7 protein-coding genes are annotated in these 20,087 nt (G+C 65.7%); 4 read left to right on the top strand and 3 right to left on the bottom strand.

Translation table 11 applies throughout. The annotated features are described in order from the left end of the window. Window positions 1-154: 154 nt before the first annotated feature. Window positions 155-13,369, top strand: coding sequence for an autotransporter-associated beta strand repeat-containing protein (locus GD606_RS11955; protein WP_176629292.1), 13,215 nt, complete (start codon window positions 155-157; stop codon window positions 13,367-13,369). Here the strand turns inward: GD606_RS11955 and GD606_RS11950 are convergent. The 3 genes from GD606_RS11950 to GD606_RS11940 are packed head-to-tail and all read right to left on the bottom strand — an operon-like array spanning window position 13,357 to window position 15,975. Further along, on the bottom strand, window positions 13,357-13,572 hold the full coding sequence (locus GD606_RS11950; protein ID WP_163300572.1) for a hypothetical protein: 216 nt from the start codon (window positions 13,570-13,572) through the stop codon (window positions 13,357-13,359). The two genes, GD606_RS11955 and GD606_RS11950, sit on opposite strands and share 13 nt — an antisense overlap. Further along, complete coding sequence (locus GD606_RS11945) at window positions 13,569-14,678, bottom strand: pyridoxal phosphate-dependent aminotransferase (protein ID WP_163300571.1); 1,110 nt, start codon at window positions 14,676-14,678, stop codon at window positions 13,569-13,571. Before GD606_RS11945 ends, GD606_RS11950 begins: the two co-directional genes overlap by 4 nt. After that, the gene (locus GD606_RS11940; RefSeq protein ID WP_163300570.1) at window positions 14,662-15,975 is read right to left on the bottom strand and encodes a hypothetical protein; all 1,314 of its coding nucleotides are present in this window, start codon (window positions 15,973-15,975) and stop codon (window positions 14,662-14,664) included. Before GD606_RS11940 ends, GD606_RS11945 begins: the two co-directional genes overlap by 17 nt. 317 nt (window positions 15,976-16,292) lie before the next feature. On the opposite strand from GD606_RS11940, the gene GD606_RS11935 reads away from it, so the two are divergent. The 3 genes from GD606_RS11935 (at window position 16,293) to GD606_RS11925 (ending at window position 19,688) form a co-directional block, all read left to right on the top strand. Next, window positions 16,293-17,765 carry an adenine nucleotide alpha hydrolase family protein gene (locus tag GD606_RS11935; RefSeq protein WP_163300569.1) on the top strand — a complete coding sequence of 491 codons (1,473 nt, stop codon included), beginning with the start codon at window positions 16,293-16,295 and terminating at the stop codon, window positions 17,763-17,765. Between the two features lie 2 nt (window positions 17,766-17,767). Further along, on the top strand, window positions 17,768-18,571 hold the full coding sequence (locus GD606_RS11930; RefSeq protein WP_163300568.1) for a ThiF family adenylyltransferase: 804 nt from the start codon (window positions 17,768-17,770) through the stop codon (window positions 18,569-18,571). Window positions 18,572-18,878: 307 nt separating this feature from the next. After that, on the top strand, window positions 18,879-19,688 hold the full coding sequence (locus GD606_RS11925) for a GNAT family N-acetyltransferase (protein ID WP_176629291.1): 810 nt from the start codon (window positions 18,879-18,881) through the stop codon (window positions 19,686-19,688). The last annotated feature ends 399 nt before the right edge of the window (window positions 19,689-20,087 follow it).

Raw genomic sequence — 20,087 nt, 5'->3', positions numbered from 1 at the left:
GTTGTCGGCGACAGGAACGACGGCGGACTCTGGCGTCTTCGGACTCCTGAGCACACAGGGAAATATCACCATAACGGATGGAATGGCCGGAACGATCTCCGCCACGGCGTCCGGGAGCGGCTTGGACGCCTGGGGAATGCGCAGTGGTATCGGCGTGCTTACACAATATAGCATCAGCATAGCGGGCGGACTTTCAGGCGCGGTCAACGCCTCGGCCGGGGCAGGCGGCAACGCCTACGGACTGCAGGGAGATTACGTCACTATCGACACGATGTCCGGAGACATTACGGCCAGCGCGGGGGCGAGCGCCTACGGCCTCATGGCCTCCGACGGATATGCGAGCTATAGCGAACTCCTCATCGGGACGCTGTCCGGAACGGTCGTTGCGACGGCGACGACAGGGCAGGCCTACGGCCTGTACGGCGAGAACAATGTCAAAATAACGGGCAACCTGACAAGCGCCGGCAAGATTACGGCCACGGCGGGGCAGGCCGCCTACGGGATCTACGCCGCAGTCGATGACATCATCATCTCCGGCAGGCTGGCCGGCGACGTCGAGGCCAGCGCGGCGAGCGCCTACGGGCTTTACGCCGCAAGAGCCCTCACCATTTCGAACGGGGTGGGATCGGCCGGCAGCGTCACGGCCACGGGCACGACGCTCGCCCAGGGGATGGGCTCGAACACCGGGCTTCTCACCATAGCGAACGGCTTCGCCGGTTCGGTCACGGCCGAGGTCACAGGCGTCGGCGCGGCCTATGGCCTGAAAGGGCCGGGCATAGGCCTCACGGGCGGACTGTCCGGAGCGGTCGCGTCCACGGCCTTTGGCGCCGGGCAGGCTTACGGCCTGTGGGCTGGCGGCGACGGCATCTCCATCGACAGCGTCTCCTCGACCGGCACGGTCACGGCCACGGCCGGGGACGAAGGGCAGGCCTACGCCCTGTACGGAAGTTCGGGCGACGTTTCCATAACGGGCGCGATGTCCGGCCAGATCACGGCCACAGCCGGGGATTCCGGATACGCCTATGGCCTGTACGGAAATTCGGGCGACATCTCCATAACGGGCGGGGTGTCCGGCACGATCACGGCCACGGCCGGGGACGAAGGGCAGGCCTACGCCCTGTACGGAAGCTCGGGCGACATCTCCATAACGGGCGGGGTGTCCGGCGCGATCGCGGCCACGGCCGGGGACTCCGGATATGCCTATGGTCTATATGCCGACGGGGGAAGCATCTCTGTAACGGGCGGGTTGTCCGGCACGGTCGAGGCCACGGTCGCGGGGGCGACCACTTCCTCCGGGAACGCCTATGGTCTGTGGGCTTTGGAGGGCATCACCATCGACTCCGTGTCCGCGACCGGAAAGGTCACGGCCACGTCCACGGAGCTCGGAGCCGCCTATGGCCTGTACGCTTCAGCCGGAAGCATCCAGATCACAAGCGGGCTGGCCGGTTCGGTCTCGGCTGCGGCCGGCATCGCCCTTGGCCTGTACGCCTCGGGCGGCGTCACTCTCGCCAGTCTGTCCGGATCGGTCACGGCTGCGGGCGGCTATGGCGCTTACGGTCTGCAAAGCGGCAGTTCCAGCATCAGCATCACCGGCGCCCTGTCCGGCACGGTCACAGCCAAAACCACCGACGAAGACCTGGGGTATGCGGTCGGCCTGCGCGCCGCGACATCCATCTCCATCGGCGAGGTGAGCGGCACGATCTCGGCCACGACAGCGGGCACGGCAGTCCCGGGTTCGACCTACGCCTACGGTCTGTACGCCGGCGGGAACATCAACGGCGGCGACGCAGACACCGCCCTGCTTGTATCCGGAACCATCTCGGCCCGGGCCTTTGGTCGGGCCTACGCGGTCTATTCCGAATCCGGCGCCGTGAACCTCTACGTGACCGGCGCCCTGGAGGGGGTCAACACCCACGACTCCGAGGCCTACGCCATTTACGCCGGAGGCTCGGGCAGCAGCGTGACCCTGGACCTGGCCGGAGACGCCAGCACCTCGCTTGTCGGCAAGGTGCATCTTAACGGCGGCACCCTGACCCTTCTCGGCGTCAACAGCGCCGACAACCTGTTCGAGGGCGTGACCGATCTGGTGGTCGGCAACGGGGTCGCGGCCGCGACATGGACCCTGGACCCCGAGTACGCCAACCGCAGTTCCTTCACGAACCTGACCATCAAGACCAACGCTTCCTTGAGCATCAATGAGTTCGTGTCGATAACCAACGGCATCGAGAACGAGGGTTCGCTGACCTGGGATACGGTCGCCGGAAGCACGGCCTACGCGGGCGTCCTGTCGGGCTCGGGCGCCCTGATCAAGAAAGGCGACCATACCCTCACCCTCTCCGGCAAATACAACGACTACACCGGCGTGACCACCGTGTCCGAGGGAACCCTGCAAGCCGGAGTGGCGGGCGCCTTTTCCACAAGTTCGGCCGTGAGCGTCGCCGCGGGCGCCACGCTGGATCTCAACGACTTCGCCCAGACCATCCACGGCCTCTCCGGCAGCGGCAGCGTCACTCTTGGCTCGGCCACCCTCACGGTGCAAAACGCCGATTCGTACCAATTCGACGGCGTCATCTCCGAAACGGGGGGCCTGACCAAGTCCGGAACCGGCACGCTGACCCTCGGCGCCGCCAATACCTACACCGGCGCAACCACCGTGAACGCCGGAACCCTTCGGGCCGGGGCGGCCGACATCATCGCCTCCTCCTCCGGGCTGAGCGTGGCCTCGGGCGCGGTGTTCGACCTCAACGACTACGACCAAACCATCACCCTGCTGTCTGGCTCCGGCGGGGTCACCCTGGGGTCGGACGCCGCCACGATCCTGACGCTGAACCTCGGTTCGACCGATTCCACCTTTGCCGGGGTCATCTCCGGCGCGGGCGGCCTGACCAAGACCGGTTCCGGCTCCCTGACCTTGTCCGGCGTCAACACCTATACCGGCGCAACCACGGTTTCCGGCGGCATCCTGCGCCTGACCGGCTCCCTGGCCTCCGCGTCCATCGACCTGGCCTCTGGAACCGGGATTGCCTTCGCCGCCGCCTCGGACACGACCTATGCCGGGGCCGTTACCGGCTCCGGGACGCTCACCAAATCCGGCACGGCCACCCTGACGCTCTCCGGCGCGAACACGTATACCGGCGACACCACGATTTCCGGCGGCACCCTGCGCGTGACCGGATCGCTGGCCTCTCAAAGCGTGGCCGTGTCCTCCGGGGCGCTTCTGGATATGCGCCCGGCGGCGAACGCGACCTACGCCGGGGTGATCTCCGGAGCGGGCGGTTTCCAGAAATCCGGCGCGGCCGCCCTGACGCTCTCCGGGAACAACACCTATACCGGCGACACGACGATAACGGCCGGAACCCTGCGCGTGACCGGGGCGCTGGCCTCGCAAAGCGTGGCCGTGTCCTCCGGGGCGCTGTTCGACATGAGCCCCTCGGCGGATACGACCTATGCCGGGGTGATTTCCGGAGCGGGTGGTTTCCAGAAATCCGGCGCGGCCGCCCTGACCCTGTCCGGGAACAACACCTATACCGGCGACACCGACATAACGGCCGGAACCTTGCGGGTAACCGGGTCGCTGGCCTCGCAAAGCGTGGACGTGGCGGCCGGGGCGCTCTTCGACATGAGCCCGGCCACGAACGCGACCTACGGCGGGGTGATCGCCGGGGCAGGGGATTTCCAAAAATCCGGCGCGGCCACCCTGACGCTCTCCGGGAACAACACCTACACCGGCGACACCAGCATCACTGCCGGAACCCTGCGCCTGACCGGGTCGCTGGCCTCACAAAGCGTGGCTGTGTCCTCCGGGGCGCTCCTCGACATGAGCCCCTCGGCGGATACGACCTACGCCGGTGTGATCGAAGGGGCAGGCGATTTCCGGAAGTCCGGCGCAGCCACCCTGACCCTGTCCGGCGCGAACACCTACACCGGTGACACCAGCATCACTGCCGGAATCCTGCGCGTAACCGGGTCGCTGGCCTCCGCGTCCGTGGATGTGGCGAGTGGGTCGCTGTTCGACATGAGCCCCTCGGCGAACACGACCTATGCCGGGGTGATTTCCGGGGCGGGAAATTTCCAGAAATCCGGCGCAGCCACCCTGACCCTGTCCGGGAACAACACGTACACTGGCGACACCGCCATCACCGCCGGAACCCTGCGCGTGACCGGGTCGCTGGCCTCCGCGTCCGTGGATGTGGCGGCCGGGTCGCTGTTCGACATGGACCCCTTGGCGAATACGACCTATGCCGGGGTGATCGAAGGGGCCGGGTATTTCCGCAAATCCGGCGCGGCCGCCCTGACCTTGTCCGGCGCGAATACGTATACCGGCGACACGACGATAACGGCCGGAACCCTGCGCGTGACCGGGTCGCTGGCCTCCGCGTCCGTGAATGTGGCGGCCGGGTCGCTGTTCGACATGAGTCCCACAGCGAACACGACCTATGCCGGGGTGATCGAAGGGGCCGGGGATTTCCGTAAATCCGGCGCGGCCACCCTGACGCTCTCCGGGAACAACACCTACACCGGCGACACCAGCATCACTGCCGGAACCCTGCGCCTGACCGGGTCGCTGGCCTCACAAAGCGTGGCTGTGTCCTCCGGGGCGCTCCTCGACATGAGCCCCTCGGCGGATACGACCTACGCCGGTGTGATCGAAGGGGCAGGCGATTTCCGGAAGTCCGGCGCAGCCACCCTGACCCTGTCCGGCGCGAACACCTACACCGGTGACACCAGCATCACTGCCGGAATCCTGCGCGTAACCGGGTCGCTGGCCTCCGCGTCCGTGGATGTGGCGAGTGGGTCGCTGTTCGACATGAGCCCCTCGGCGAACACGACCTATGCCGGGGTGATTTCCGGGGCGGGAAATTTCCAGAAATCCGGCGCAGCCACCCTGACCCTGTCCGGGAACAACACGTACACTGGCGACACCGCCATCACCGCCGGAACCCTGCGCGTGACCGGGTCGCTGGCCTCCGCGTCCGTGGATGTGGCGGCCGGGTCGCTGTTCGACATGGACCCCTTGGCGAATACGACCTATGCCGGGGTGATCGAAGGGGCCGGGTATTTCCGCAAATCCGGCGCGGCCGCCCTGACCTTGTCCGGCGCGAATACGTATACCGGCGACACGACGATAACGGCCGGAACCCTGCGCGTGACCGGGTCGCTGGCCTCCGCGTCCGTGAATGTGGCGGCCGGGTCGCTGTTCGACATGAGTCCCACAGCGAACACGACCTATGCCGGGGTGATCGAAGGGGCCGGGGATTTCCGTAAATCCGGCGCGGCCACCCTGACGCTGTCCGGGAACAACACGTACACCGGCGACACCGCCATAACGGCCGGAACCTTGCGTGTGACCGGGTCGCTGGTCTCACAAAGCGTGGCCGTGTCCTCCGGGGCGCTGTTCGACATGAGCCCCTCGACGAACACGACCTATGCCGGGGTGATTTCCGGGGCGGGGAATTTCCAGAAATCCGGCGCGGCCACCCTGACGCTTTCCGGGAACAACACCTACACCGGCGCGACCACGGTTTCTGCCGGAACCCTGGGCGTGACCGGCTCCCTGGCCACCAGCTCCATCAACGTGGCCTCCGGGGCCACGATGAATTTCTCGGGCAGCCTGACCAATCTGAGCAGCCTGACCAACTTCGGGACCATCAACCTGACCAGCGCCCTGACCTTCACCGACGCCGATTGCACCCTGGTCAGCACCGGCAGCATCCTGGCCGCCAGTTCCACCGATGTGGCCATCCTGTTTGGCGCCGGGGACGACTCGGCCACGTTTGGCCCCGGGGCCATGGTGCGCGGCATCGTCGACGGCGGCGGCGGCGACAATACCCTGACCCTGGTCGGCAGCGTCAGCCTGGATGGCGCGGTGCGCAACTTCCAGAGCCTCATCAAGGACGATTCCGGATCTTGGACCATTGGCGGCGACGTGGACCTGGGCACGGGAACCCTGACCGTCAGCCAGGGAACCCTGATCCTGCAAGGCGGCCTGGTCGCCTCGGGGGCGTCCATCGCCTCGGGCGGCCTCCTGGACTGGTCGCCATCAGCGAATACGGGCTTCGCCGGGGTGATCTCCGGGGCCGGGGATTTCCAGAAATCCGGCGCGGCCGCCCTGACCTTGTCCGGCGCGAATACGTATACCGGCGACACGACGATAACGGCCGGAACCCTGCGCGTGACCGGGTCGCTGGCCTCCGCGTCCGTGAATGTGGCGGCCGGGTCGCTGTTCGACATGAGTCCCACAGCGAACACGACCTATGCCGGGGTGATCGAAGGGGCCGGGGATTTCCGTAAATCCGGCGCGGCCACCCTGACGCTCTCCGGGAACAACACCTACACCGGCGACACCAGCATCACTGCCGGAACCCTGCGCCTGACCGGGTCGCTGGCCTCACAAAGCGTGGCTGTGTCCTCCGGGGCGCTCCTCGACATGAGCCCCTCGGCGGATACGACCTACGCCGGTGTGATCGAAGGGGCAGGCGATTTCCGGAAGTCCGGCGCAGCCACCCTGACCCTGTCCGGCGCGAACACCTACACCGGCGATACCGCCATAACGGCCGGAACCTTGCGTGTGATCGGGTCGCTGGCCTCGCAAAGCGTGGACGTGGCCGCCGGGGCGCTCTTCGACATGAGCCCCACAGCGAACACGACCTATGCCGGGGTGATTTCCGGGGCCGGGGATTTCCGCAAATCCGGCACGGCCACTCTGACGCTCTCCGGGAACAACACGTACACCGGCGACACGACGATAACGGCCGGAACCCTGCGTGTGACCGGGTCGCTGGCCTCGCAAAGCGTGGCCGTGGCCGCCGGGGCGCTGTTCGACATGAGCCCCACAGCGAACACGACCTATGCCGGGGTGATTTCCGGGGCCGGGGATTTCCGCAAATCCGGCACGGCCACTCTGACGCTCTCCGGGAACAACACCTACACCGGCGACACGACGATAACGGCCGGAACCCTGCGCGTGACCGGGTCGCTGGCCGCCGCGTCCGTGGATGTGGCGGCCGGGGCGCTCTTCGGCATGAGCCCGGCAGCGAACACGACCTATGCCGGGGTGATTTCCGGGGCGGGGAATTTCCAGAAATCCGGTGCGGCCACCCTGACGCTGTCCGGGAACAACACCTACACTGGCGACACGACGATAACGGCCGGAACCCTGCGCGTGACCGGGTCGCTGGCCTCGCAAAGCGTGGCCGTGTCCTCCGGGGCACTCTTCGACATGAGCCCCTCGACGAACACGACCTATGCCGGGGTGATTTCCGGGGCGGGGAATTTCCAGAAGTCCGGTGCGGCCACCCTGACGCTTTCCGGGAACAACACCTACACCGGCGCGACCACGGTTTCTGCCGGAACCCTGGGCGTGACCGGCTCCCTGGCCACCAGCTCCATCAACGTGGCCTCCGGGGCCACGATGAATTTCTCGGGCAGCCTGACCAATCTGAGCAGCCTGACCAACTTCGGGACCATCAACCTGACCAGCGCCCTGACCTTCACCGACGCCGATTGCACCCTGGTCAGCACCGGCAGCATCCTGGCCGCCAGTTCCACCGATGTGGCCATCCTGTTTGGCGCCGGGGACGACTCGGCCACGTTTGGCCCCGGGGCCATGGTGCGCGGCATCGTCGACGGCGGCGGCGGCGACAATACCCTGACCCTGGTCGGCAGCGTCAGCCTGGATGGCGCGGTGCGCAACTTCCAGAGCCTCATCAAGGACGATTCCGGATCTTGGACCATTGGCGGCGACGTGGACCTGGGCACGGGAACCCTGACCGTCAGCCAGGGAACCCTGATCCTGCAAGGCGGCCTGGTCGCCTCGGGGGCGTCCATCGCCTCGGGCGGCCTCCTGGACTGGGCGCCATCAGCGAATACGGGCTTTGCCGGGGTGATTTCCGGGGCGGGGAATTTCCAGAAATCCGGCGCGGCCACCCTGACGCTGTCCGGGAACAACACCTACACCGGCGACACCAGCATCACTGCCGGAACCCTGCGCGTGACCGGGTCGCTGGCCGCCGCGTCCGTGGATGTGGCGGCCGGGGCGCTCTTCGGCATGAGCCCGGCAGCGAACACGACCTATGCCGGGGTGATTTCCGGGGCGGGGAATTTCCAGAAATCCGGTGCGGCCACCCTGACGCTGTCCGGGAACAACACCTACACTGGCGACACGACGATAACGGCCGGAACCCTGCGCGTGACCGGGTCGCTGGCCTCGCAAAGCGTGGCCGTGTCCTCCGGGGCACTCTTCGACATGAGCCCCTCGACGAACACGACCTATGCCGGGGTGATTTCCGGGGCGGGGAATTTCCAGAAGTCCGGTGCGGCCACCCTGACGCTTTCCGGGAACAACACCTACACCGGCGCGACCACGGTTTCTGCCGGAACCCTGGGCGTGACCGGCTCCCTGGCCACCAGCTCCATCAACGTGGCCTCCGGGGCCACGATGAATTTCTCGGGCAGCCTGACCAATCTGAGCAGCCTGACCAACTTCGGGACCATCAACCTGACCAGCGCCCTGACCTTCACCGACGCCGATTGCACCCTGGTCAGCACCGGCAGCATCCTGGCCGCCAGTTCCACCGATGTGGCCATCCTGTTTGGCGCCGGGGACGACTCGGCCACGTTTGGCCCCGGGGCCATGGTGCGCGGCATCGTCGACGGCGGCGGCGGCGACAATACCCTGACCCTGGTCGGCAGCGTCAGCCTGGATGGCGCGGTGCGCAACTTCCAGAGCCTCATCAAGGACGATTCCGGATCTTGGACCATTGGCGGCGACGTGGACCTGGGCACGGGAACCCTGACCGTCAGCCAGGGAACCCTGATCCTGCAAGGCGGCCTGGTCGCCTCGGGGGCGTCCATCGCCTCGGGCGGCCTCCTGGACTGGGCGCCATCAGCGAATACGGGCTTTGCCGGGGTGATTTCCGGGGCGGGGAATTTCCAGAAATCCGGCGCGGCCACCCTGACGCTCTCCGGGAACAACACCTACACCGGCGCGACCACGGTTTCTGCCGGAATCCTGCGCGTGACCGGGTCGCTGGCCTCACAAAGCGTGGCCGTGTCTTCCGGGGCGCTGTTCGACATGAGCCCTTTGACGGACACGACCTACGCCGGGGTGATTTCCGGGGCCGGGGATTTCCGCAAATCCGGCGCGGCCACCCTGACGCTGTCCGGGAGCAACACGTACACCGGCGATACCGCCATATCGGCCGGAACCTTGCGTGTGACCGGGTCGCTGGCCTCGCAAAGCGTGGACGTGGCCGCCGGGGCGCTCTTCGACATGAGCCCCACAGCGAACACGACCTATGCCGGGGTGATCGAAGGGGCCGGGGATTTCCGCAAATCCGGCACGGCCACTCTGACGCTCTCCGGGAACAACACGTACACCGGCGACACGACGATAACGGCCGGAACCCTGCGTGTGACCGGGTCGCTGGCCTCGCAAAGCGTGGCCGTGGCCGCCGGGGCGCTGTTCGACATGAGTCCCACAGCGAACACGACCTATGCCGGGGTGATCGAAGGGGCCGGGGATTTCCAGAAGTCCGGTGCGGCCACCCTGACGCTCTCCGGGAACAACACCTATACCGGCGACACGACGATAACGGCCGGAACCCTGCGCGTGACCGGGTCGCTGGCCTCGCAAAGCGTGGCCGTGTCCTCCGGGGCGCTGTTCGACATGAGCCCGGCAGCGAACACGACCTATGCCGGGGTGATTTCCGGGGCGGGGAATTTCCAGAAATCCGGTGCGGCCACCCTGACGCTGTCCGGGAACAACACCTACACTGGCGACACGACGATAACGGCCGGAACCCTGCGCGTGACCGGGGCGCTGGCCTCGCAAAGCGTGGCCGTGTCCTCCGGGGCGCTGTTCGACATGAGCCCGGCCACGAACGCGACCTACTCCGGGGTGATCTCCGGGGCGGGGAATTTCCAGAAGTCCGGTGCGGCCACCCTGACGCTTTCCGGGAACAACACCTACACCGGCGCGACCACGGTTTCTGCCGGAACCCTGGGCGTGACCGGCTCCCTGGCCACCAGCTCCATCAACGTGGCCTCCGGGGCCACGATGAATTTCTCGGGCAGCCTGACCAATCTGAGCAGCCTGACCAACGCCGGGACCATCAACCTGACCAGCGCCCTGACCTTCACCGACGCCGATTGCACCCTGGTCAGCACCGGCAGCATCCTGGCCGCCAGTTCCACCGACGTGGCCATCCTGTTCGGGGCTGGGGACGACTCAGCCACGTTTGGCCCCGGGGCCATGGTGCGGGGCATCGTTGACGGCGGCGGCGGCGACAATACCCTGACCCTGGTCGGCAGCGTCAGCCTGGACGGCGCGGTGCGCAACTTCCAGAACCTCATCAAGGACGATTCCGGATCCTGGACCATCGGCGGCGACGTGGACCTGGGCACGGGAACCCTGACCGTCAGCCAGGGAACCTTGATCCTGCAAGGCGGCCTGGTCGCCTCGGGGGCGTCCATCGCCTCGGGCGGCCTCCTGGACTGGTCGCCATCAGCGAATACGGGCTTCGCCGGGGTGATCTCCGGGGCCGGGGATTTCCAGAAATCCGGCGCGGCCACCCTGACGCTCTCCGGGAACAACACCTATACCGGCGACACTAGCATCACTGCCGGAATCCTGCGCGTGACCGGGTCGCTGGCCTCCGCGTCCGTGGATGTGGCGGCCGGGGCGCTCTTCGACATGAGTCCGGCCGCGAACACGACCTACGCCGGGGTGATTTCCGGGGCCGGGATGTTTTTGAAGTCTGGCGACGTCACCCTGACCTTGTCCGGCGACAACACCTATACCGGTGCGACGTTTATCACCGCCGGGACGCTTCTGGTCACGGGTTCCCTGGCCTCCCAGGGCATCGACGTGGCCGCCGGGGCGCTCCTGGACATGAGCCCCAGCGTGGACGCCACCTATGCCGGGGTCATCTCCGGGGCGGGAAATTTCGTCAAATCCGGCGCGGGCCTTTTGACCCTGACCGGGAACCACACCTACACCGGCGACACGACGATAACGGCCGGGACGCTTCTGGTCACGGGCTCCCTGGCCTCCCAGGGCATCGACATTGCCGCCGGGGCGCTTCTGGACATGAACCCCGTCGTGGATACCCTGTATGCCGGGGTGATCGAGGGGGCCGGGGACTTCGTCAAATCCGGCGCGGGCCTTTTGGCCCTGACCGGAAATCATACCTATACCGGCAACACCTCGGTCACCGCCGGGACGCTTCTGGTCACGGGCTCCCTGGCCTCCCAGTCCGTGGAGGTGGCGGACGGGGCGCTGTTCGACATGAGCCCCAGCGTGGACACGACCTATGCCGGGATCATCTCCGGGGCCGGGGATTTCCAAAAATCCGGCGCGGGCATCCTGACGCTCTCCGGCGCGAATACGTACACCGGCGACACCACGCTTACGTCTGGGATTTTGCGGATCACGGGTTCCCTGGCCTCCCAGAGCATCGACATGGCCGCCGGGACGCTTCTGGACATGAGTCCCGCCCTGGACGCCACCTATGCCGGGGTGATCGAAGGGGCCGGGACGTTTTTGAAGTCCGGCGACGCCACCCTGACCTTGTCCGGCGACAATACATACACCGGCTTCACCTGGGTCATGGAAGGCGACCTGGACGTGACCGGTTCCTTGGCCTCTCTGGATTACCAGATCGACGCCGGGGCCGGGATCACCTTCGCAAGCGACACGACCATCAATGGCGATGCCGTCGTCAACGGCACCTGGACCGCGCCGCTTCTGGCGTTGGGCTCGTTCGGCACGCTCATGGGAACCGGGACCATCATGGGCGACGTGGAGAGCCACGGAACCATCGCCCCCGGGCTTTCGGCGGGAACCCTGACCATCGACGGCGACCTGCTCCTGGGCTCGGGAAGTCTGCTCTCCCTGGAGATCACCCCCACGGCCAGGGACCTGTTGCACGTCACCGGGGCCACCACCATCGACGGCGGCTCCCTGCATGTGGCCATCGCCGAAGGTTACTACACCACGGGGCAGCAGTTCACCCTGCTTTCTTCCGACGGCGGGCTCACCGGCGACTACGAAACCATCACCATCGACAACCAGAGCCCTTTCCTGAATTTCTCCGTGACCAACACGGACACCGCCACCGTCGGGGCCTTCGGCGGCGACGTCACCGTGATCCGCCTGCCGTATGCCATCGCCGCCACAACCCGCAATTCCTACGGGGCCAGCCTGGGCCTGACCGGGGCCACGCTTGCCGCCACCCCGGCCATGCAGACGATCCTGGCCGAAATCGACTTCATGAGCCTGGGCGAGGTCGCCGCCGGGTTGCAGCAGATGTCTCCCGAGCCTTACAGCGCGCTGGTGGAGACCTCGTTTTCGGCCATGCGGCTTTTTTCCGACACCATCCGGGAACGGGCCTATGCGACGCGAAGCGGCGGCGGGTCGGTTCTGGCCATGGTGCCTGGCGGCGAGATGTCGCGCATGACGGAACTGGCCTCGCGGTCAATCGCCAGCGACGCGTCAAGCGGCATCACGGCCAAATCCGGCCAGGCCGCGGGCCTGGGGCTTTTCGTCAAGCCCGTGGGCCAGTACGTGGGCTTTGGCAAGGGGCATAACCGCACGGGCTTCGACGCCTGGCAGTACGGCGTGGTGGCCGGGGGCGATCTGGCCGTAAATGACAACCTGCTGGCCGGGTTCCAGGTGGGCTATGTGCATTCCGACCTGTCGTTCTCGGACACGGCCAAGTCCAGCGGCCGTTCGGACACCTTCCTGGGCGGCCTCTACGGCGCATATTCCTCGGGCGGCTTCTATGCCGACGGCATGGTGCAGGCCGGGGCGGCCTGGAACCGGCTGGTGCGCAAGATCGAGTTCGGCTCCATCTCCACGCAGCCGCAAGGGACGTACGTGTCGTTTCTTTTGGGCGGCTCGCTGACCACGGGCTACGACTGGACGTTTGGGAAGTTCAAGGCCGGTCCGGTGGCCACGCTGGATTACGGATATGTGTCCGTGCCGGGCTTTTCCGAGACCGCCGACGCCGAGCTTGGGCTGACCGTGCGCGCCTTTTCCGGCAATTCCCTGAAGTCGGGCCTGGGGGCCAAGGTCTCGGGGACGTTCACGGTGGGGGAGAAAACGACCGTCAGCCCGGACGTGTCCCTGCGCTGGGGGCATGAGTTTCTGGACAACAGCCAGAACATCAAGGCCCGGTACAACGGCTCGCCTACGTCGTCCTTTTCGGCCAAGACCGGCGAGCCCACCCGGAACAACCTGCTGATGGACGCCGGGGTGAGCGTCGGCGTGTCGGATTCCGCAAAACTCTATCTACGCTATTCCGGCCAGATTTTTGGGCGGGGCTCCCAGACCCAGGCCGGGGCCGTGGGGGTGCGCTACGAGTTTTGACGACAAATCGCCCCAGGCCGAAATTCCGCCGCAAGCTTTTGCTTCTCGGCTTCGCGCTCCACGCCGTAGAGCTTGCGCATCGCCGGGCAACCCCTGGTCCACATGCTTGTCCACATCACATGCGTCATTTCTGTACTCTCTGGTGCGTGGGGATCAACAAAAGTCGAAGTAGAAGACCTGGCGGCCGAAGGCGTGTTGTTCATGAGGTCTCCAGTATCTTGGGCAGGGCCGTGGCAAAGGCAGTCATGGCCGGTTCCTGGGCCAGGGAGACGCGAATCCAGTTGGGGTAGCGGAAGCCGGTCATGGTGCGCACCATGACGCCTTCCCGCATGAGCCTGCGATAGAGCAGGGTGTCGGAGAGCGGCGTGCGGACCATGATGAAATTGCCGGCTCCGCCCATATGTTCGAGTCCCAGGCTGTCGAAGAGGTCGCGCAGGAACCCCCTGGCTTCGGACACCATGCGCCGGGTGGCGGCGATATGGCCGACGTCGTCGGCCAAGGCCGCCGTGGCCGCGATCTGGCCCAGGATGTTCGCCGAATAGGCGATGTGGGTGCGGCGTATGATATCCACCGCCTCCAGGGAGCCGCACAGGTAGCCGATCCGAAAGCCGGCCAGGCCGTACATCTTGGAGAAGGTGCGGAAGACCAGGACGTTGTCGTGGCGCTGCATGACCTCCATGCCGTCGGGGAAGTCCGGATCGTCCAGGAACTCGCGGTATGCCTCGTCGAGCACCACCACGGCCCGGCCGTCGAGGGCGGCCAGAAAGCGCTCCAGAGTGGCCCGGTTCCACCACGAACCGGTGGGGTTGTTGGGATTGCACACGAAGACGATCTTGGTCCGTTCCGTAAGGGCCGCCAGCATGGCCGCCGGAGAAAATGCCTGGTCCACGAGCGGGACCAGCCGGACTTCGATTCCGGAAAATTTCGCCACCCACTCGTAGACGGCAAAGGTCTTCTCGGCGGTGACAATGGCGTCGCCAGGCGCGCAGAAGGCCCGGATGACCGAACTGATGACCTCGCAGGAACCGTTGCCGACCAGGAACTGGTCCGGGGATTTGCCGAAACGGGCGGCCAGGGCTTGGCGCAGGTCGTAGGCGTCGCCGCTCGGATAGATGGCGCCCTGCTTGGGCGGGAAGGAGGCGATGGCCTCCAGGGCCAGGGGCGGCGGTCCCAGGGCGTTTTCGTTGTTGTTGAGCCGAAAGAGTTTCGTCACGCCGAACTGGCGCATGAGCACCGGATCGGGCCGACTGGGGACGTACCGCTCAAAAGACCGGACATAGTCCGGGACGCGGTCAAGCAAGCTGTTCATGCTGCCAGACGACCTTGTCTGTCCGGCCACCCTGCGGGAGGATGGCCACCGGCGTGAAACCGGCCTGGATCAGGTCGCTGGCCAGCGCCGCCTCCCACGGAACGGACAGGTCCATATGATACAGGATAGCGCCGATGCCTTGTCGGCGAAAGGCCGCCACGTGGGCCGCCAGATTCGCCGTCATATCCTCGCCGTCGAGAAACGCCGTCAGTTCGGCGAGATTCCGCCCCGGATCATAGGCGGCGCCGAGCAGCGATGCCCGCTGGGGCCGGGCGGTCGGCTTCTCGACGGGCAGGATGTCCCGGGACAGGGCCAGCCGGTCATAGGCCTGGCGCAGGAAGCGCTCCAGTTGCGGAGGGCACCACACCGCCAGGCCATTGTCCTCGCGCAGATGGCGGAAGACGATCGGATGGTGTTCCAACCGGCCGTCCACGAAGGATTGCAGGGAGCCCAAGGTCTCGAAGGACGCCTTGGGGAGGTCGGACGTGGCCCGGAAACTGAACACGATGTTGTATGGCTCACGGGCCACCGTCTCCAGGAAGCCGTCGACCAGGAGCCGGGCCACGCTGGCCGAGGTTTCCGGGGGGGTGAACACAAAGGGTCCGGAAAATAACAACGCCTGACCGCTGCATGGGGCCCAGGACAACAGGCCGACGGTTTGTCCTCTCGCGTCGCAGGCCAGAACGCACGCGATTGCGCCGTCCGCCACCATGTCCGGAAACTTGGCGGGCGTGCGGAAACAGCCGGGGCATTGCCAGCGGGGATAGGCGGACATGGCCAGGGCGGCGGCCTGGGTGAGCTGGGCTGGATCGTGCTGCGTACGGATGGCGAAGGGCGGACACCAGCCTTCAGGGCGCCGGACCGTCGCCACCTCCGGATAGGCCCTGTCCACTTCTGCTTCAAGAACGAAACGGTCACCGGTGTGATGCTCAAGACGGAAGCGGTCGGCGGCCTTGCCGACCAACAACAATCCCATCTCCGCCGAGGATGCTTCGAGCGTTCCGGACGTGGCGCGGGAGGTGATGTTGAGCGCTCCGAGGGATAGGTTGGCGGCCCTGAAGGCAAACGAGGCGCGCATCTGGTGTCGTTTTCCCGTGAGGCCGATGGAGAGCGGCTGGTTGCCATCGGCGAACCCGGCGAGATACAGGCAGAATTCCTCGACGGCCAGTTGGAACCGGTAGTTTTCCCGACGGTCAAAGCCCGCACGTACCGCCAAGGCGTTGGCCAGTCCGGCCACAGGGCAGGCAAAGTCGGTTTCCGGCGGGATCTCCAGCGAAATGCACATGTCCCCGGGCATAAGGCGCTCCCGCGAAAGACTTGATGGACCTTCGGCAATCGAATGAAGCTTCATAGCTACAGAATTTCCTTCCTGGCGGCAAACCAAGAATGCCGACCGGGCGCGGTTTGCTTAAAAGGCGGCTCTGGACGCCTGCCCGGGACATTTCGCTGTCGACGCCACCCCGTCCATGGCTTACGAAAGAAGGCACGTCCACTCGTCATATGGAACCGAAACGACATGTCGCCCCAAACCGGCAAAGGCCGGTACACGGGGGAGCGGCACAAACCGGATGCAGGCCGTTCGACCGGTCCTGCATAAATCGAAGCGAGGTCGCCATGCGCATGCCATCGCATCCCGTACTTCAATACCGATGGGCGGTACGGGACAGTCGGGAAGGGAAGGTTCTGGTCTATTACGGGTTGCGCAATCCGCCCCGCCATCACGACGCGATCTTGGCCGTGACGGATGTTCTGGCCGAGTCCCTGGCCGGATTGGACGGCACGGCGTCCCTGGACAGCCTGCCGCAGGCCGTGCGCGAAAGCGTGGACTTCCTTCGTTTGATCGAACAGCAGGTCGTGGTGGACAGGACAGACCGTCGGCAACCGTCCACGGCCGTGCGCAAGCAGACCTGCACCCGGTGCGTGGCCGACGACCACCTGCTGCCGGGGCTGGAGTTCGATGAGGACGGAGTGTGCGCCTTCTGCCAGTGCTACGAGCAGGCCGCCCGGACAGGGCAGGACGGCGGGCCCCGCAACATGGTGGACGATGCCGCGCTGCTGTCGATCGCCGCCGACAACAAGGATTCCCGCTTCGACGTCATGGTGTTGTGCACCGGCGGCAAGGACTCCACCTACCTGCTGTGGTATCTGGCCGAAAAACTCGGGCTGCGCGTCCTGGCCGCATCCTGGAATATGCCCTATACCAACGACACCTGTCGCCGAAACATCCGCCGCTCCCTCGAGCTGCTGCCGAGTGTCGAGTTTGTGGAACGCACCCTGCCCCGGAGCGTCTCGCGTGACGCCATGCGTTCCCAGTTCCGCAACGTGGGCCTGCCCTGTCTCTGTCCGGCCGTGGCCCATATCCTTTTCTTCCCGCTCGCGGCGGAAGAGCGGATTCCGGTGGTCATGCAGGGGGTCGAGGAAGTCCAACTGGCGGTCATGAGCTATGTCATGCGCAGCCTGCAGGCTGGCAATGGGCAAACCCGCCCCGCCCCGCCGTCCATTCGCGAGCAGACCCTGCAATTCCTGGAGATGACGGCCCATACGCCCGAGCCAGCCAATCCGTTTTCCCTGGCTGCAGAGTTCATCCGCTACCAACGCTCCATCCGCAGCATTCTCGACCCGATTTACGGGCCCCTCGACCGGCTCATCACACGGGCCAGGAGGGACGAAGCCGCTTTCGTGCCGCAGTTCCTCCGCTTAAAGACAAACTCGCTGTACGGCACATGGCGCGCGGCGACGGAGCTGATGCAAAAGGAGATGGACTGGAAAATGCCTCCGGGGCACAAGGGCCTGCTGCACACCAGCTGCCGCATCGAGAAGGTCAAGGATTACTGCCAGTACATGCGCTTTCGCAACATGCGTTCCACCTTCTTCCCGCAATCCATCGTGGAAGTGAGCGCGGGGGTGGCCTTCGGGCTGCTTTCCCGCGAGGAGGGACTGCAGGAAGTTGCGGAACTCGGCTACCACCGCGAGCCCGAGGTCATGTCCGAGCTGCTCGGCGATCTGGGGCTCAGCGACGACGATCGCCATGGGCACGGCGAAACCGTCTATTCCCTTTGCGACTGCGCATCGGCTTGTCGGGGGTGAGCATGGCCGGTGAATTCCTGAATCGGGCGGCCCCCATCTTCACCGAGGCCGGATTTGCGGTTTTGCGGGACAAGGTTGTGGCCATTGCCGGCTTGGGCGGCGTGGGCGGCGGCGCGTTCCTGGCCCTGGTCCGGTGCGGGGTGACCCGCTTCCGGCTGGCGGAGAACGGCGTTTTCGACCCGCCGGACATGAACCGGCAGGCCGGAGCCTTCGGCCATACCATGGGCCGCCCCAAACTCGACGTCTATGTGGAACTGGCCCGGTCCATCAATCCAGGCGTGGAGCTCGATTGCTTTCCGGAAGGCATCACCGGGGACAACCTCGAACGGTTTCTGGCCGGGGCCGACGCGTATGTCGGCGTCATCGACGCGGAAAAAGGGCACGAGGTCAAGGCCATGACGCCTCCCCTGCTGCAAAAGCACGGTCTGCCCATGTTCACCTGCGGGGCCATCGGCTTCGGCTCCCTGCTGGTGGCCCACGAGCCCGGGGGCATGATGCCGGAGGAATTTTGGCGGCTGATAAAGGAGAAATCCGACGACAGCCGGGGTTTGTTGCCGTCGTTTCTGGGAGACTTCTTCAACCGTCCGGCCATGGACCGCATTGCCGGGGGAGCCGCCTCCGGCGTCATTCCAACCACGGCCATCGGCGGGCTGGCGGCGAACACGCTCCTTGCCTGCGAAGTCCTCGTCTCCCTGTTGCGGGGAACCGGCCTGGTGGACCGAGAACCGGTCTTTGCCCCGCGATTCGCCATGGTGGATTTCCTGAACCAGAACATGGCGGTGGTCGATGTGAGCCTTGGGGAATGACGGCCCGGCTGCCGTCACGGCCTGACGCCGTTATGCGCCGACGCACGCTGTGAAGCGAGGAGCCGCAAATGGGACGCGAGAGATTGATTCGGAAGCTTCTGGAGGCGCGCCGGGAGATCGAACCCGGCCAGGATGTCACAATAGGGCTTTTTCGTCCCGAGGACGCTCTGGGCGTAGCTTTGGCTTATTATGAGATATATGGCGACGCCTTTCCGCTGGAGCATGTCTACGATCCCGGGGATATCATCCGCCGCAACGCCACGGACGACCAATATACCTTGGTCGCCCGGACCCCGGGGGAGAGGTGGTGGGGCTTTCCGGACTGTTTCGCAGCGCCCCCAATCCCGATCTGTACGAGGCCGGGCAACTCATGGTCCTCAAAAGCTACCGGAAACGGAACATCCCCGCGAGATTCAGCGAGGAGGCCCTGGACAACCTGCCCAGGAGGCTGCGGATACCCGTGATCTTCGGCGAGGCCGTCTGCAACCATCTTCCTCCCCAAAGCCTGTTATATGCCCACGGCCTGGCGTTCACCGGATTTGAGGCGGAATGCATGCCCTCCCCCACCACGGCCAGGGAGGGCGACGTGCCCCGCAACCTCTCACTCATTTTGATGTTCAAGATATTCGAAAACGCGACCCGAGAAACGCATACGCCCCGGGCGTATCGCGCGTTTTGCCAGGGGGTTTACGCGGAACTGGCGCTCCCCCGCGTGGAGTCCCCTTCGGAGGAGCCCACAGGCCGCACGGCGGCGGACCAATTCCATCTCCAGGGGGCTGGCTTGCTGCGCCTGACCGTGACCCGGCTCGGCAAGGATTTTGGCGAGGCCGTTTCCGCAGCCGAAGCCAAGGCCGGCGACCCGGGCGTGGTCCAGATATTCCTGAACCTCGGCGACGCGGCGGCGTCCTGGGCCGTGGACGTGCTCCGGGACAGGGGCTATTTTCTCGGCGGGTTGCTGCCGTACTGGTTCGGTTCAGACGGTCTGCTCATGCAGAAGGTCCGCCTGGAACCGGATTGGGCCGCCATCCTGGTCTGTGACCCCAAGGGCGCCGCCATGCGCGATTTGATCCGCGAGGACTACGAGCGCGCCACATGCCGGAAACACGGGATCGCCTGAGCCCTGGAGGAGGGAGAAACGCTCGTCGCCGGGGGGATGTTCCTGCGTCTGTGGCGCGCAGGGCCATGGTCCATGCTCGTCCACATCACATGTGTCATCTCTGTACTCTCTGGCGCGTGGGGACCAAAAAAGTCGAAGTATATGAAGAGGATTGAAAAAGAGCATGCGTCTGCTCCGCCTCTTTCGCGCCGATAACAGGGGTTCAAATTCCCTTGGGGACGCCAAGCGAATCACACCGATTCTTTTGGAGGTTACATTGAAAGGCCGGGCCAGAACCCCGGCCTTTCGCCTTTCAGGGGGGACGCCAGGGGGTATGCCAGGGGGGACGAGTTTGGGAAAGCGCCCGTCACCCAATTTGGTCGAACCCGCCCTCAAAGGTCTTCACTGCCGAACGGGTCA

Source organism: Desulfolutivibrio sulfodismutans DSM 3696, from assembly GCF_013376455.1.
GTDB lineage: Bacteria > Desulfobacterota > Desulfovibrionia > Desulfovibrionales > Desulfovibrionaceae > Desulfolutivibrio > Desulfolutivibrio sulfodismutans.
The sequence above is the reverse complement of the archived record's forward strand: the minus strand, read 5'-3'. Positions and strand labels throughout refer to the sequence as shown.